Source organism: Solibacillus sp. CAU 1738 (assembly GCF_039888725.1).
Lineage (GTDB): Bacteria > Bacillota > Bacilli > Bacillales_A > Planococcaceae > Metasolibacillus.
In genome coordinates, this window is sequence record NZ_JBDQQN010000003.1 from 338,097 (window position 1) to 352,937 (window position 14,841).

Consider the following 14,841-nt stretch of genomic DNA (forward strand, 5'->3'; position numbering starts at 1 on the left):
GAAGTGCAGGGGGAGTCCGCGAATGTAGAATCTAAATCGAAAGATTGGAAATGCGGGTAAAGCTATAAAACTAGTGCTTGGATTAACGACGTGAAGAAGGTTTAACGACACCGAAACATATCAATTTTTTTGAAGGTAAAGGATTTGAAGATGTGGGGACTTAGCCTTTGAAATTGCGAAGAAATTGATTGATAAAATCGTGGTAAATGGTTCGAATATATATGCAGGAATAAATCCGAAAGAATTTAGCGGGGAATAGTAATCACATTTTGAATTTTGTTTCATAGTTATTTAAAGAAAAAAACAGACTAAAATAGTCTGTTTACAAAAAGTTACTCCATATAGAATTGAATAAAATTGCTAGTCCACCAATAAATATACCTAAACAAGCTAAACTCAGCGGAGAACCCCACTTAATTTCTGGCACGGATTTCACCTCATTCCTCGTGACTTTATAAAAATTATACCATCAATAACATAAAAAGGAAATATATTACTCGATATTTTTTTAATTTACTAGATGCATGAAATAGTGTTTTTAGAGAGAAGTTGAAATATAAGTTGCGTGAGAAAGTAGGTGAACACTTAAAAACTTTAATAGATTTAATACCTTTATTAGAACACATTGATCCGTCTAATCTTGATTACCGAGAATGGTTAAATAGGATTTTTTAGAGTTAAAAGTATTCAAACGGCTAACAAAATACTAAATCGCTTCAATTTAGAAAGTCAAGGAGAGAAAAGGGGAAGGAAATATCGCATACTGTCACAAATATTTTTGAAAGATAAATAACTTGAAGCATTAGGTAAATAACCCCGGTAATTGGATAAATATGCTGTAAGATTAGATAAATATCTCCCGAAAACCACCTAACCTCACCAACCGAAAACATCCTACGCCCCACACCCACACGCAATAAAACCCCCGCGCCACTATATGCGCGAAGGTTTCTTCGTTCGTCATCTCTTACACTAATAATGCAAATAGAGTACTATCATTATTCACTTCTTTATATTCAAAGCCGTTTTCACGCATGCGAGCTAGTAATCCTGGGTAATCTTCGCGGTTCGTTACTTCAATACCTACGAGAGCAGGGCCGCTTTCCTTATTGTTTTTCTTCGTATACTCGAATGTTGTAATATCATCATTCGGTCCAAGTACTTCTGAAAGGAATTGACGAAGAGCACCTGAACGTTGAGGGAAATTAACGATAAAGTAATATAGCAATCCTTCATATATTAATGATTTTTCCTTAATTTCCTGCATACGACCGATGTCATTATTACCGCCACTAATAATGATAACAACCGATTTTCCTTTAATCTCATCTGCGTAAAAATCCAGTGCGGCAACAGGAAGAGCTCCTGCTGGCTCTGCAATGATAGCGTGTTTATTATATAAATCTAAAATCGTCGTACAAACTTTACCTTCTGGAACTAATACGATGTCATCTAAATGCTTTTTGCATACCTCATATGTCTCGTGGCCGGCGCATTTTACTGCAGCGCCGTCAACGAATTTATCGATCCACTCAAGTGCAACGGGGCCTCCGTTTGTAAAGGCTTCTTTCATACTGCCGGCGCCTGCTGGTTCGACACCAATAATCTTACTCGTTGGCGATAAGTTTTTCACATAAGTTGAAACACCAGACATTAAACCGCCGCCGCCGATACTACCAAAGATATAATCAATCGGCTCTTCGATGTCATGCATAACTTCGACAGCAACTGTCCCTTGCCCCGCGATTACATCGAAATCATCAAAAGGATGAATGAAAATTTTCCCCTGCTCTTCGCAGTAGGCAAGTGCACTTTCAGCAGAATCGTCGAAAGTATCACCAGCTAAAGTGATTTGTACATAATCTCGACCGAACATACGCACTTGGTTAATTTTTTGCTTTGGTGTCGTTTTAGGCATGAAAATATTTGCTTGAATTTTCAGCTGTGCACAGGCGTACGCAACTCCTTGTGCATGGTTACCGGCACTTGCACATACGACGCCAATAGCACGAGCCTGTTCTTCAATTTTTTTGATTTTATAATAAGCACCTCGCAGCTTGAATGAGCGAACATGCTGTAAATCTTCACGTTTGAAATAAATGCTTGCACCGTACTTTTCGGATAAGTAATCATTTTTTTGAAGTGGCGTATGCACGACGACATCTTTTAAAAAATGATGGGCGATTAAAATATTCTCGACAGCAACAGTCTTTGTTTGTGCAACTTCCATCAATATGTGACCTCCATTTTCCACTAAAACATTTACTAATTTTATCACAAAGTAATAACTAAATGTTAGAAATATTTAGTTAATTAAAATAGTTACTGAAATGTTCACAATGAAAGCGGTACAATATATGAAAAGAAATAAAAAGGAGTCTATTATGCCTGCAAAACAAAATATTTCTCAATATGTAGAAGCGGCATCTCGTCAATTTACAGATCGACAAACACCTAGAGCTGCATTTGCTGCTGCCATTAATGATGTAAGTAAAACAAAGATCTTAACTTATTACGGTTTGGGGGGGATAGGGAAAACGCGTTTATTGAAATATTTGGAAGACCAAACACAACCAAACACGAACTTTGTTACGTTATTTGTAGATTTTCAAGAAAGTGCATTTCGTACTGTTGTTGAAATGATGAATACGTTGAAATTCCAATTATTAAAAACAGAAAAGATAGATTTTTTTGCATTTGATATGGCATTTGCAATGTATTGGGCAAAAACACAGTCTACAAATCAACCAGTGCAAATGAGTAAGAGCTTTGTGCATGAAGGACATATATTATACGATATCGTTGCAGATTTAGAACAAGTTACTTTTTCTAGCTGGGTACCAAAAGCAATTAATTTAATGAGTAAAATTCCTAGCCATACAAAAAAATCTATTTGGTGGATGAAAACAGGTCAAGAGCTAGTACAACAACTAAATACGCTAGATGTACAGCAACTAAGAGATGCCCTCATTACACTTTGGGTAGATGATGTTTCACGTCATTTTAAAGAACAACGTAAATCGTTAATTATGTTCTTTGATTGTTATGAAGTGTTAGATTCATATATGGTGCAACGATTAAAGGCTTTCGCTCAAAATCATCAGGATTTTCCAACGTTATTCGTTATTGGGAGTCGTGATAAATTAGCTTGGGAGTCAACTTCTGCCTATGAAGTAGAGGAGCACTTAGTAGGAGAGCTCTCTAGTAATGACGTAGATAATTTCTTACAATCTTGCGGAATTAAGTGTTTGGGTGAGGATTGTGATTGCGTCAAAAGTGGGATGGATGTTTCCGAATGTGAGCATAATCATCAGCTCATTCGTGAAAAAATTGCGAAAACAACGAACGGTATCCCATTTTATTTAGATTTAATGGTGGACACTTATTTGCAAGTGAAATTAATAGAAATGCCTACACCAGCGCATTTTTCAGACAATATAGATTTTGTATTGCAACGGTTATTACAAAATTTTAATGCTGAAGATTTAGCTACATTAAAACTACTATCGTTTCCAAACTACTGGAATTACGAGGTTGCAAAATTATTATTACGCGATTTTTATGCAGGTGTACCATTATCAGATTTACATAAATTTGATTATTTATCGATTATTGAAGAGTCCACAGAAGGGCATTCGACAATGAATAAAATGATGCGTCAATGGTTGCAGTCTGATGCTGAGCAGAAATCTATTCATTATTATAATGATGTACACTATACATTATTCACTTATTATACGAATATCTTAGACAACAGCTTTTCGAAAGAGGCGTTATTAGAAGCAACTTACCATGGGCAGATTACGCTTGAACAGAAGGAATTTGAAACTTGGTTACAACAAATGATTAGTAAAATGAGCGTTTTAGGACAATGGCAAGAAACAATTGCTATTATCGAATCGAATTTAACTCTCGGAAGGTTTTCTCCTCACTTTGTGGTGTCTATGTATGAAGAGCTATTTAAATGTTACTTGCATTTAGGGCTATACGACTCGATAAAAGAAAAGTTAAATGCAGCGATTGTATGTGCAAATGAAGTAGCTGACAAACAAAGTATTGCGCGTTTTTATTTTACAATGGCTTCTGCGTATTATGCCCTTAGTGAGTATGAACAAGCGATAAAGCATTTTCAAATGTCGATTGAGTATGCAGGTCAAACAGAGCAAACAATTGAAGCATATGTGAAGATTGGGAAAATCTCGATTACTATAGGCGATTTGGAACTGGCGAGGCAAAGCTATTTGAAGGCCTCTCAATTAACGAATCAGTTTTTACAAACATTACCGAATGATGTAATGCTAAACAGCTTAGCTGGGCAATGTTATGAGAAACTAGGGGAGTTAATGGGGGATTATTATGATAAGCGTAAGGAACAGTTGCGTTTATATAAGCAATCTATATTCCATTTAGACCGGACGCTAATGGATAAGGAGCATCCTTCGTATTTAACGCACTTAACATTAAAGGGCTTTTCAGTAAAACGATTAGCTGAGGCGTACCGACACCATCAAGGAGATGTCATTGGTACTTTTAAAGAAGCGATTGGTACGTATGAACTTGTTATACAGTCTGCACCATTCTATGTTGATGTACAAGAAAAGCTAGGGCATGCAGCAGTAGAGTTATTAATTGAATGCATAGAAAAGCAACAATTCGATGAACTTGAAATGATATATAGTAAAGCGGTAAAAGCGTTTGAAACTGTACTAGAGGTAGCGCCGAAGCAAGGGAGTTCGCTTAATCGCTTAAGTAGTGCTCATTTAGAAATGGCGAAAGTGTATTTGAAAAACGATAAATTAAGTAGCGCAAAAGTGCTGTTAGATGAGGCTTTAAAGTGGAATGGAGAAACAGTTAATCGTGCTCCAAAATATGCGTACGCACAAAAGAAGACGAAGGCCATTTATGAAAATTACGCTTTGTATTATCACGCAATTGGTGAAAATGAAGAAGCAGAACACTTTGCGAAAAAAGCAGCAGCAATATAAAAAGGAGTTCGGGCATTTTTTGCTCGAACTCCTTTGCTAATTAAAATAGTAAATGCGCAACTAACGCTACAATTGGAATTGCAATAATTGTACGGATTAAGAAAATGATAAATAAATCCCATAATTTCAGTGGCAGTTTTGTCCCTAAAATTAAGCCGCCGACTTCCGACAAGTAAATTAATTGTGTAACAGAAACTGTTGCGATAAAAAAGCGTGTCATGTCTGACTCGATACCTGCGCCTAAAACAGAAGGCAGAAGCATGTCAGCAAAACCGACGATCATTGTTTGTGCAGCTTCACCAGCTTCAGGGATTTGTAATAAAGCTAAAATTGGCTCGAACGGCATTCCTAAAATGCGGAAGAAGCTAGTAAATTCAGCAAGTACTAAAGCGATTGTACCGAAAGCCATAATAACTGGCGCAACAGCGAACCACATTTCCAAGACGTTTTTTAAACCAGAACCAAGTACTTTGCCAAGATTTTTATTACTTTCTGCTTTTGCTAAAGCATTTTTCAAGCCGTAAGTGAAGACGTTAAAACCTTCTGGAACTTCTTCGCGATTGCCTTTTGGAGCTGTACCATCAATAAATGAATCTGGCTTGTTCTTTAAAGGATAAATACGCGGCATAATTACGGCTAATATAATGCCTGCCAAAATGACTGTACCGTAAAACTCTAAGAAGTAATCTTGGATACCGATCGTTTCAACAACGACTAAGCAGAACGTAATCGATACGACAGAAAATGTTGTTGCAATAGTTGCTGCTTCACGAGCAGTATAATTGCCTTCTTCATATTGCTTGCTTGTTAACAATACGCCAATCGTACCGTCTCCAACCCAAGAAGCTAAGCAGTCAATTGAAGATCGTCCAGGAATTTTAAAAAGCGGGCGCATTACTTTTACCATCATTGAACCGAAGAAATCGAGCAATCCGAAATCCGTTAATAATGGCAGAAGCAGTCCGGCAAAGAAAAATAGTACGAACATATACGTTACTAAACCACCAGCAGGATCAAGTAAAATACCAGCTGTCACATCGCTATTCACTTGTAATGGTCCAAAATCGAATATATACATCGCCGCAAAAATGACGGCTAATACTCGCATTATTGTCCAGAACCAGTTTACACGGAATAATGAATCTGCAAGTGTATGCGATCCATCACGTTTTGGGAACGCTTTGATAATGACGGAGCCTAATGCAGCAATAGTGAATACGATGAACGTAAACCAAAGAATATATTGTTCGAGATTACCTGCTAGCATATTTGCTAAAATTGCAATTGGAACTTTCATGCCATCTGCTGTACTAATCGGTGTAATAAATAGAAAAACACCTAAGCCAGACAGGACAATGAAAAGGAACCAAGTATATAAAGAATGTTTTTTCATTTTTTCGCCCTCAATACTAAATATTAATATTAATGAATATTTATACAAGGATATTATATTTATATACAATTGTCTATAGTTTTTTGTAAAGATTTAATTTTCTGCATTTAGTAAACGTATTTGTTGTACATATATTGAGGGCAGTTAGGAAGCATTATAGTCACTATCGAAGTTTAGTTCTGCATGTTTTGGAGGAACAATATGTTGCATAAAACTAACGTTAATATAGAAAAAAAGAGTGAGCTAGTAGACTCACTCCTAAAAATTATAAATGTTGACGCTTTATCGGTTCTCCGATTTCATCTGGGTGCTGAATGACATAAAACTTCTCGACATTTAGCCAGCTGTCGCTCATTGGTTCCCCATCTTCAATGCGTTTCGTCGTTTCAGCCATCATCCATGCTGTTTGTGAGGCATGTGCTTGAAGTGCCTTCACTTTATCATTTTTTACGCTCGATATGTCAATCCACACATGTGCTTCTCCGTTTTTCTCAACTGTATCGTTGGCAAAAGCACAGCCAAGCAGACGAGGGCGTTCAGCTTTTGGCATACGGCGAACTGCTTCGACAACAGCTTTTGCAGTTGCCTCATGATCAGGGTGTACAGCAAAGCCTGGGAAGAATGTATAAATAATCGAAGGGTTTAACTCGTCTATTAATTTGGTAACGAGCTGCACCATTTTTTCATCATCTTCAAATTCAATTGTTTTATCACGTAGTCCCATCATTCGTAGGTCTTTAATGCCCATAGCTTCACACGCTGCTTGAAGTTCTTTACGGCGGATTTCAGGTAGAGATTCGCGCGTTGCGAATGGTGGGTTTCCTAAATTACGGCCCATTTCACCTAGTGTTAGGCAAGCGTATGTTACTGGAACTCCCATATTGTGATAAAGTCTTGCTGCACCTGCGATAGAAAACGCTTCATCATCAGGGTGCGGGAAGACAATTAATACGTGACGCTCAGTCGGTAATGTCATTGTTCTTCACTCCTTAATAAGTAAATGGCGTTTCACTAATTTCAAGTGCAATCGCAAGCTTTCCTGAATAGTCTAAACCAGCCATCAATAGGCGGCCATGCTCATCAAGCTCATAATGTGTAATGCCTTGTGCGTAAACCCAACCATGCTCCATCTTTAAGCCAACACGGTTTGGATTATCTGCTATTACTTTACCAAGTTCATAACGAATTTTCACATTGCGAATAAAAGCTCCGGCATTAAAAAAATTTGCATCATAGTGAGTTGCATAGGCACCATTTGTCGTTTCTAAATGAATGTAAACGTCTTTGTTCGCAAAAGAATTAAGTAACTCTTGGAGCGCATCAACTTGAACTTCCTTCATCTTAACTCTCCTTTCGAATCTATCTAATATTAAGTATAGTAAAAAGTTTCAAGGAATGAAAAGAAGACGTCTCAAGTTTTTTGAGACATCTACTTTTTTGTACGTATTTTTCTATGTGATTGTGTGGCTTTAGACTGCTAAAAGGCGCTTCCTACTAGCTAGAGTGGGCTGCCTAAATTTCCGAATAACTCCGGAATTCTCTATCGGTAATTTTTTCTTAAATTTCTGTAACAGTTACTTCTGGTGCACCGAAACGTGGTTTAGCACCGTGCATAACTGGTCCAACATATTCATTTAATGCCCAGCCGTGTGCAATAGCAGCTGAAACAAATTCTTTCGCTTCGATAACAGACTCTTCAACTGACAAACCATTAGCAAGATTCGCACAAACGCTTGCTGCAAATGTACAGCCAGCACCGTGATTATAAGTAGACTCAATTTTGTCTGTTTCTAGCAATTTATAAGTCGTTCCGTCAAAGAATAAATCGACAGCTTTTTCTGATTCTAATGCTTTTCCGCCTTTAATAACAACGTTTTTAGCACCAAGCTCATGAATTTTTGCTGCTGCAATTTTCATTTCGTCGATTGTTTTTGGTGTACCTGTCCCTGCAAGTTGACCTGCTTCAAAAAGGTTTGGAGTTACAACTGTTGCATAAGGTAGTAAATAGTCAATCATCGCTGTTGTATTGCCAGGGTTTAATACTTCGTCATCGCCTTTACAAACCATTACAGGGTCGATTACAACAATATTTGTCCCTGATTTTTGAATGGCATCACTCGCGATTTTGATAATTTCTTCTGTTGAAAGCATCCCTGTTTTAATCGCATCTACTTTTGTAGAAAGCGCTGTGTCAATTTGTTTTTGAAGTAGCTCAGTTGGTAATGGTGTAACGTTGTGGCTCCAGCCGTTTGGATCCATAGTTACGACAACCGTTAAAGCGACCATTCCGTAAGTGCCGTGCTCCTGGAATGCTTTTAAATCCGCCTGCATACCCGCTCCAGCTGATGTATCTGAACCTGCAATTGTTAATGTTTTTTTCAGTGTCATATTGAAAACACTCCTTTTGAATACTGTGAATACTTGATACTATACAGTGAAACTGACTTTGTAAAAATAGTCAGAATTCAAAATTTCTATAAGGTCAGATTTATTCTACTATTATAGTATAATAAACGAGAGGTGACAGCGGATGAACAATGTTTTTGCAAATGACTGGGAAAATATTATCGGTGAAGAATTTGATAAACAATATTATAAGGAACTACTAACTTTTATAGCACAAGAATATAGTACATATACAGTGTATCCTAAAAAAGAGGATATCATGAATGCGTTCCGAACAACGAGCTTTCAAGATGTGAAAGTAGTGATTTTAGGACAAGACCCGTATCATGGACCGAATCAAGCACACGGAATGAGTTTTTCCGTACAGCCAGGTATACCGCAGCCACCCAGTCTGCGCAATATGTTACAAGAATTGCAAGATGATGTAGGATGTCCAATACCAAATCACGGTTATTTAATGAAGTGGGCGAATCAAGGTGTATTTCTACTGAATACCGTATTAACTGTCCGTGCAGGTGAGGCGAATTCACATAAAGGGAAAGGCTGGGAGCAATTTACGGATGCGGTCATCGAAAAATTAGCGATGCGTAAAGACCCTATAATTTTCGTGCTTTGGGGTCGTCCTGCGCAGCAGAAGGCAAAAATCATTAACAAGAGCGATGTACCACATATTGTTTTACAAGCACCACACCCAAGTCCATTAAGCTCATATCGCGGTTTTTTCGGTAGCAAGCCGTATTCTAAAATTAATGAGCAGCTTGTAGCGTGGGGGAAAGAGCCAATTGATTGGTGTTTGTAGTCGTCAAACACGCTTTTCTCAATATGAAAATCATGGTAAAGTGATAGTGAAGGTGAGGGGGAGTACATGAAGGTGAATTGTTTTCAATGCCAATATTTCCGTGTCACATGGGAGCCTGCAAATCCCCGTGCATGTAGTGCCTATGGGTTTAAAACGAAGCAAATTCCCTCAGCTGTTGTGAGACAATCTTCTGGTATGGAGTGTTTGAAATTTAGTCAGAAGCAGGAGGGCCAAAGATGATTTCTTATGAAGTACTGCTTAGTCAAATAGAAAAGCATGTCATGAGTGCGAAAAGTGCAGCAAATGACCAAATAATGCGTGAGCAGTTAACAGCTGTGCGCGCTTTATGTGATGTCGTGTTAAATAGTGAACAACATTTGGGTACCAGTAAACCAGTGTACTCTAACGTTCAACAACTACAAGTTCAACAAGCCCCTTTACAAGAAAATGATGCTAATGGGGATTCGATATTTGATTTTTAGTATATAGAAAAGAGGGCTTTAAAATGAAAGGTTCTATTATTTCAGGTGCTATTCATGGCTTTTTAGCGGTGTCACTCGGTGCTTTTGGTGCACATGCATTAAAAGATATATTAGATGATTACAGTACAGGAATTTGGAATACTGCGGTTCAATATCAAATGTTTCATGCAGCAGCACTCGTATTAATCGGAATTTTAATGAGTGCTAAATTATTTGGCGAAGTGAAGCAATTAAAGATAGCGATGATTTGTATGAATCTAGGTATCGTATTTTTCTCGGGTAGCTTATTTATTTTAGCAGTGACAGGAATCGGTGTTTTAGGTGCTATTACCCCAATTGGAGGCGTACTATTTTTAATTGGATGGGCCATGATTATAGCATCGGCTATGAAATACGCAAAGTAAATTAGAGGCTTTCGGTATAGCGCCGAAAGTCTTTTTGTATGTAATAAGTTCTGTCTTTGTTATTTTGCTTTCCTTGCAGAAAGATTACAATAAAATAAGTCAGAAAAATCATATAATTAGTGCTATATTTATAGAATGAACATGATGAAAGGGTGGTATTTATGCACAACTTATTTACGAAATTAGAAGCGAGTTTCGAGGAAATGGTAGCGCTACGCCGTTATTTTCATGAACGTCCAGAGCTTTCTTTTGAAGAAGTATATACACCTGCGACGATTGCGAAGTTTCACCGTGAACTAGGGCTTGAAGTACGGGAGCATGTTGGAGAGCGCGGTGTTGTGGCGACACTACGCGGTGGAAAACCTGGGAAAACAGTAGCGTTGCGTGCGGATTTTGATGCACTCGCTATTCAAGAACTAAATGATGTGCCATATAAATCAAAAAATGATGGTGTCATGCATGCTTGTGGTCATGACGGACATACCGCAATATTATTAATTCTTGCTAAAGTACTAGTGCCAATGCGTGAAGGGCTGGCAGGTAATATTGTTTTCATTCATCAGCACGCCGAAGAAATCGCTCCAGGTGGGGCAAAAGCGATGATTGAAGACGGTTGTTTAGATGGGGTAGATGTTATTTTGGGGACTCATTTATGGGCACCAACACCACTTGGCGATATTTTAGTGCGCAGTGGAGAACTTATGGCAGCTGCTGATCGTTTTGAAGTTAAGATTCAGGGCAGAGGCGGACACGGTGCGGAACCACATCAAACTATTGATGCCATTGTCACTGCAGCGCAATTCGTAACAAATTTACAAACGCTTGTAGCTAGACGTGTGGACCCTCTCAAATCAGCAGTCGTATCAGTAGGACATTTTGAAGCGATCAATCCATTTAATGTTATTGCTGATACGGTCAATTTAAAAGGAACTGTACGAACTTTCGATGATGGCGTAAGAGATTTACTAGAGGCTGAAATTGAAAAGCTATTAAATGCTACTTGTCGCGGAGTCGGAGCAACTTATGAATATACGTATTTCAGAGGTTATCCAGCAGTTATTACTCATAAAGACGAAACAGAATTTGTTGCCCAAATTGCAGCTGAAATTCCAGGAGTCGAGAATGTAATTGAATGTCCACCGTTTATGATAGGTGAAGATTTTGCTTATTATTTGCAGCATGTCCCTGGCACATTTTTCATGACAGGTGCGAAAGGTCCAACATGGGATACTGTATATCCACATCACCATGCACGATTTGATTTTGATGAACGTGCAATGCTTATTGCTGCGAAAATTCTTGGGGAAGCAACACTACGATATTTACAAAATTAGTAATTTTACTATATCTATTGAAATGTGTTGTGTCTATCTTTTATAGTAGAAATTCTAAAACAAGTATTTTTATGGGAGTATTGCCCGTAGAAAAAAATAGCGAATCTTGTCATACTTAAAAAGTATATTATTGTAAAAGAGGGACAAGAATGAGCATCGGGAAAAAGTTGAATTTAATATTCTTATCAATTATTTTATTACTTACAATTACAGTAGGGATCAGTTTTGTCAATTTAAATAATATTGATAAAAAGATGGATGAAGCGCTTGAAGTAAGAGTGGTCACAATTCAAACTATTGATGACATACGCTTTGGAATAGCGATGCAAGGGTTATATGCACGTGAGATACTTATCGATCCTACCACTGAAAATGAAGGGAATTTTATTAAATATCAATCGTATTTAGATGATAAAGTAATTGCTCTAGGTGATTTATCCTTTACAAAAACGATGAAAAACTTTCAAGCAGACATTGCTGCTGCTAACGAGCGATTCAATGCTATCGCTACGGATTATTTAGCAGCTGTAGATAAAATGGATTATGAGAAATCGGAATCGTTAGTGAAAAATGAAATACAAACTGCAAGCGCAGAAATCTTAAATATTTCAGAAGAAATTTTAGCATTTCAGAATGCTCAACTAGACGAAATCGTTGCAGATTCGAATAAAGCAATTACTATTTCAAAGCAATCATCAGCAATTGTTTTCATCATTTCATTATTAATTGGGTTAGGGTTAATTATTTTTGTCAAACGTACAGTTTCTGACCCACTTGTGAAAATAGTTAAATCAACGAATGTTATTGCAGAGGGAGATTTAATACAAGAGGATATTGTAGTGCGTTCGAAAGATGAAATTGGTCAGCTAGCGCAAGCGTTTAATCTGATGAAAGGTAATTTACAAAACTTAATTCGTAGTACGCAGTTTAATACGGAACAGCTTAGTGCCTCGGCAGAACAATTATCTGCAAGTACAGAGGAAATTACAGCTACATCTGAGGACGTAACTGGACGTGTAGCAAATACAGCTGAGGTTGCACAAACATTATCAAGTATTGCATTAGAAAGCGCATTTGCAATGGAAGAAACAGCAACAGGTGTACAACGAATTGCAGAATCCACGCAAACATTGCACGCAAGCTCGATTGATGCAAGTGAAACAGCAAATCACGGTGGAACGATTATCGGTCATGCGAAGCAACAAATGGAAGTGATCAATACTTCGACAATACAAGTAAATGACCTTGTGCAAAAATTATCGAAGCAAACAGAGGAAATCGGTCATATTACGAAGGTCATTACTGATATTACGGATCAAACAAACTTACTTGCGTTAAATGCGGCAATTGAAGCAGCTCGAGCAGGTGAGCACGGTAAAGGATTCGCTGTAGTTGCAGACGAAGTTCGTAAATTAGCTGAGGAATCGAAAAACTCAGCGAACTCTATTGTCGCTTTAACGATGGAAATTAAAGCTGATACAAAAAATGTAGAAAATGCTGTAAATAACTCACTCGTTTCTGTAAAAGACGGTGTAAAAATTATTGGAGATGCGGGCGATGCATTTTACGCCATTGAAAACGCAGTGGAACTAATGACGACACAAATTCAAGAAATATCGGCTACATCTGAACAACTTTCTGCAAGTGCGGTGGAAGTTTTGGCATCGGTGAACGAAATTGCAGAGGGTTCTTCTTCAGCGGCAAGTAATATTGAAATGATTGCAGCCGCTATGGAAGAACAATCTGCGACGATGGAACAAGTGAATCATGTTGCACTCGGTTTAAGCGATAGCGCGCAAGATTTACAAACAGAAATTCAAAAATTCCGTGTATAATAAGATGACGCTGTCTCTTTTAAAGAGACAGCGTTTTTATGTTCCTATCTAGGTGTTTGATTGAAGTAATTCATTTCTTCATCATATTCTGCATAATCAAAATAAATCATCGGGAATAGGAAACGGTGATCTGTATTTAAATCACGTAAAATCACATGGTCACGTCCAGCTGCCTCAACAGCACCACGAACAACTTTATTATATTTACCATTTATGGAATTGTTAAATGAAAAATAAAATGTACCTGGTTTCCCACGATTTAATCGTAAAATATTCTCAATATAAGACTCCTCCCGCATTGGAAACGGATTCGGTGGATTCGAAAACGTAGGAGTTTGTGGCATTTGTGTTGTCGTAGGATTTTGTGGCCAAGATGGTGTCCAATAATAAGTCAAAAAAACATCCCTTCTTAATTCATTTTTAAATTTGAGGACAATCTAATTCGGTAGGGGAAAAGAAACAGTGTGATTTGAAACGCGCACTATTCCACTGTCCATCCCATTGCGCCGGGCTATTTCAACTTGTCATAAATAACGTTCTTGCGTTAATAACGCGCTCTGCTAGTCGGGTATTTTGTTAGTGTGCGCGTTCGTAAAATAGCGTTTCGTTGTTGCTTATAAACCGCTAGGACCCCTAAAATTTTTTCTTCTATAGTGAGAGTATTCCTAAAATCTAAACAATCGGCACGTATACGGTTCACACCGACATTGCCCACTATCAACATCCCTAATTCACCTTCAGCCTTGGCTCGCATAAGTTTTGCGAGAAGAGCGCTTTGACTATCGTTTGTTTGTATGACGCCGATTAGAACCCCCTCCTTTTTCATTAATGTATGCAAAGGGTATTAAAAAATGTACAGTGTATCCTGTATATAAATATTAAAAATGCATACAATAAATATGACGAGTAAATGTGAAAAATATGTACAAGTGCGCCAGTACATTTCAAATCGTTATTTAAATATGGGGAAAGCTAGAGTATAAAAAATGAGGTAGTTGCCTAGTTTAATCGAATACTAAAGAGGTGACTGTTTTATGCAAGTCGGCGTATGGGTAGGTATTTTACTAAGTGCAATTGTTTCGTTTATCGTAGGTGATTATTACGGACAACCGCTACACTGGTATTTATTTATTCTCCTTGTATTTATCGGCGTTTTCATTAATACAATCATTTTAATATTAAAAACGCGTGAATAAAAAGGCG

General features: G+C 37.7%; 14 protein-coding genes. 8 read left to right on the forward strand and 6 right to left on the reverse strand.

Going from position 1 to position 14,841, the window contains the following annotated elements; translation table 11 throughout:
- Positions 1 to 967 precede the first annotated feature (967 nt).
- A complete protein-coding gene (ilvA, locus tag AAFN87_RS11155; protein WP_347791457.1) occupies positions 968 to 2,230 on the reverse strand; it encodes a threonine ammonia-lyase IlvA in 1,263 nt (420 codons plus the stop codon).
- A gap of 154 nt (positions 2,231 to 2,384) precedes the next feature.
- Between ilvA and AAFN87_RS11160 the strand changes: the two genes are divergently transcribed.
- Positions 2,385 to 4,985 carry a tetratricopeptide repeat protein gene (locus tag AAFN87_RS11160; RefSeq protein ID WP_347791141.1) on the forward strand — a complete coding sequence of 867 codons (2,601 nt, stop codon included), beginning with the start codon at positions 2,385 to 2,387 and terminating at the stop codon, positions 4,983 to 4,985.
- A gap of 40 nt (positions 4,986 to 5,025) precedes the next feature.
- Here the strand turns inward: AAFN87_RS11160 and AAFN87_RS11165 are convergent, their stop codons facing one another.
- The 4 genes from AAFN87_RS11165 to thiD all read right to left on the reverse strand — a co-directional run bounded on the left by AAFN87_RS11165 (position 5,026) and on the right by thiD (position 8,766).
- Positions 5,026 to 6,378, reverse strand: coding sequence for a YjiH family protein (locus AAFN87_RS11165; protein WP_347791142.1), 1,353 nt, complete (start codon positions 6,376 to 6,378; stop codon positions 5,026 to 5,028).
- Positions 6,379 to 6,643: 265 nt separating this feature from the next.
- The gene (gene bshB2 / locus AAFN87_RS11170) at positions 6,644 to 7,354 is read right to left on the reverse strand and encodes a bacillithiol biosynthesis deacetylase BshB2 (RefSeq protein WP_347791143.1); all 711 of its coding nucleotides are present in this window, start codon (positions 7,352 to 7,354) and stop codon (positions 6,644 to 6,646) included.
- A 13-nt stretch (positions 7,355 to 7,367) separates the two neighbouring features.
- Positions 7,368 to 7,718: a YojF family protein gene (locus AAFN87_RS11175; protein WP_347791144.1), complete on the reverse strand. Its 351-nt coding sequence runs from the start codon at positions 7,716 to 7,718 to the stop codon at positions 7,368 to 7,370.
- Between the two features lie 217 nt (positions 7,719 to 7,935).
- The gene (thiD, locus tag AAFN87_RS11180) at positions 7,936 to 8,766 is read right to left on the reverse strand and encodes a bifunctional hydroxymethylpyrimidine kinase/phosphomethylpyrimidine kinase (protein ID WP_347791145.1); all 831 of its coding nucleotides are present in this window, start codon (positions 8,764 to 8,766) and stop codon (positions 7,936 to 7,938) included.
- A gap of 142 nt (positions 8,767 to 8,908) precedes the next feature.
- On the opposite strand from thiD, the gene AAFN87_RS11185 reads away from it, so the two are divergent.
- The 6 genes from AAFN87_RS11185 (at position 8,909) to AAFN87_RS11210 (ending at position 13,638) form a co-directional block, all read left to right on the forward strand.
- Positions 8,909 to 9,583 (forward strand): uracil-DNA glycosylase, encoded by a 675-nt coding sequence (locus AAFN87_RS11185; protein ID WP_347791146.1) that lies wholly within the window; start codon positions 8,909 to 8,911, stop codon positions 9,581 to 9,583.
- A gap of 66 nt (positions 9,584 to 9,649) precedes the next feature.
- Complete coding sequence (locus AAFN87_RS11190) at positions 9,650 to 9,823, forward strand: uracil-DNA glycosylase (protein ID WP_347791147.1); 174 nt, start codon at positions 9,650 to 9,652, stop codon at positions 9,821 to 9,823.
- Positions 9,820 to 10,065, forward strand: coding sequence for a YwdI family protein (locus AAFN87_RS11195; RefSeq protein ID WP_347791148.1), 246 nt, complete (start codon positions 9,820 to 9,822; stop codon positions 10,063 to 10,065). The genes AAFN87_RS11190 and AAFN87_RS11195 overlap by 4 nt, the downstream gene beginning before the upstream one ends.
- 23 nt (positions 10,066 to 10,088) lie before the next feature.
- A complete protein-coding gene (locus AAFN87_RS11200) occupies positions 10,089 to 10,469 on the forward strand; it encodes a DUF423 domain-containing protein (protein WP_347791149.1) in 381 nt (126 codons plus the stop codon).
- 161 nt (positions 10,470 to 10,630) lie between these two features.
- Complete coding sequence (locus AAFN87_RS11205) at positions 10,631 to 11,803, forward strand: M20 family metallopeptidase (protein WP_347791150.1); 1,173 nt, start codon at positions 10,631 to 10,633, stop codon at positions 11,801 to 11,803.
- Positions 11,804 to 11,952: 149 nt separating this feature from the next.
- Positions 11,953 to 13,638, forward strand: coding sequence for a methyl-accepting chemotaxis protein (locus AAFN87_RS11210; protein ID WP_347791151.1), 1,686 nt, complete (start codon positions 11,953 to 11,955; stop codon positions 13,636 to 13,638).
- A gap of 44 nt (positions 13,639 to 13,682) precedes the next feature.
- On the opposite strand, the gene gerQ is transcribed toward AAFN87_RS11210, so the two are convergent.
- Positions 13,683 to 13,982 (reverse strand): spore coat protein GerQ, encoded by a 300-nt coding sequence (gene gerQ / locus AAFN87_RS11215; protein WP_347791458.1) that lies wholly within the window; start codon positions 13,980 to 13,982, stop codon positions 13,683 to 13,685.
- Between the two features lie 690 nt (positions 13,983 to 14,672).
- Here gerQ and AAFN87_RS11225 point away from each other — a divergent pair.
- Positions 14,673 to 14,834: a hypothetical protein gene (locus tag AAFN87_RS11225; RefSeq protein ID WP_347791152.1), complete on the forward strand. Its 162-nt coding sequence runs from the start codon at positions 14,673 to 14,675 to the stop codon at positions 14,832 to 14,834.
- Positions 14,835 to 14,841: the final 7 nt, after the last annotated feature.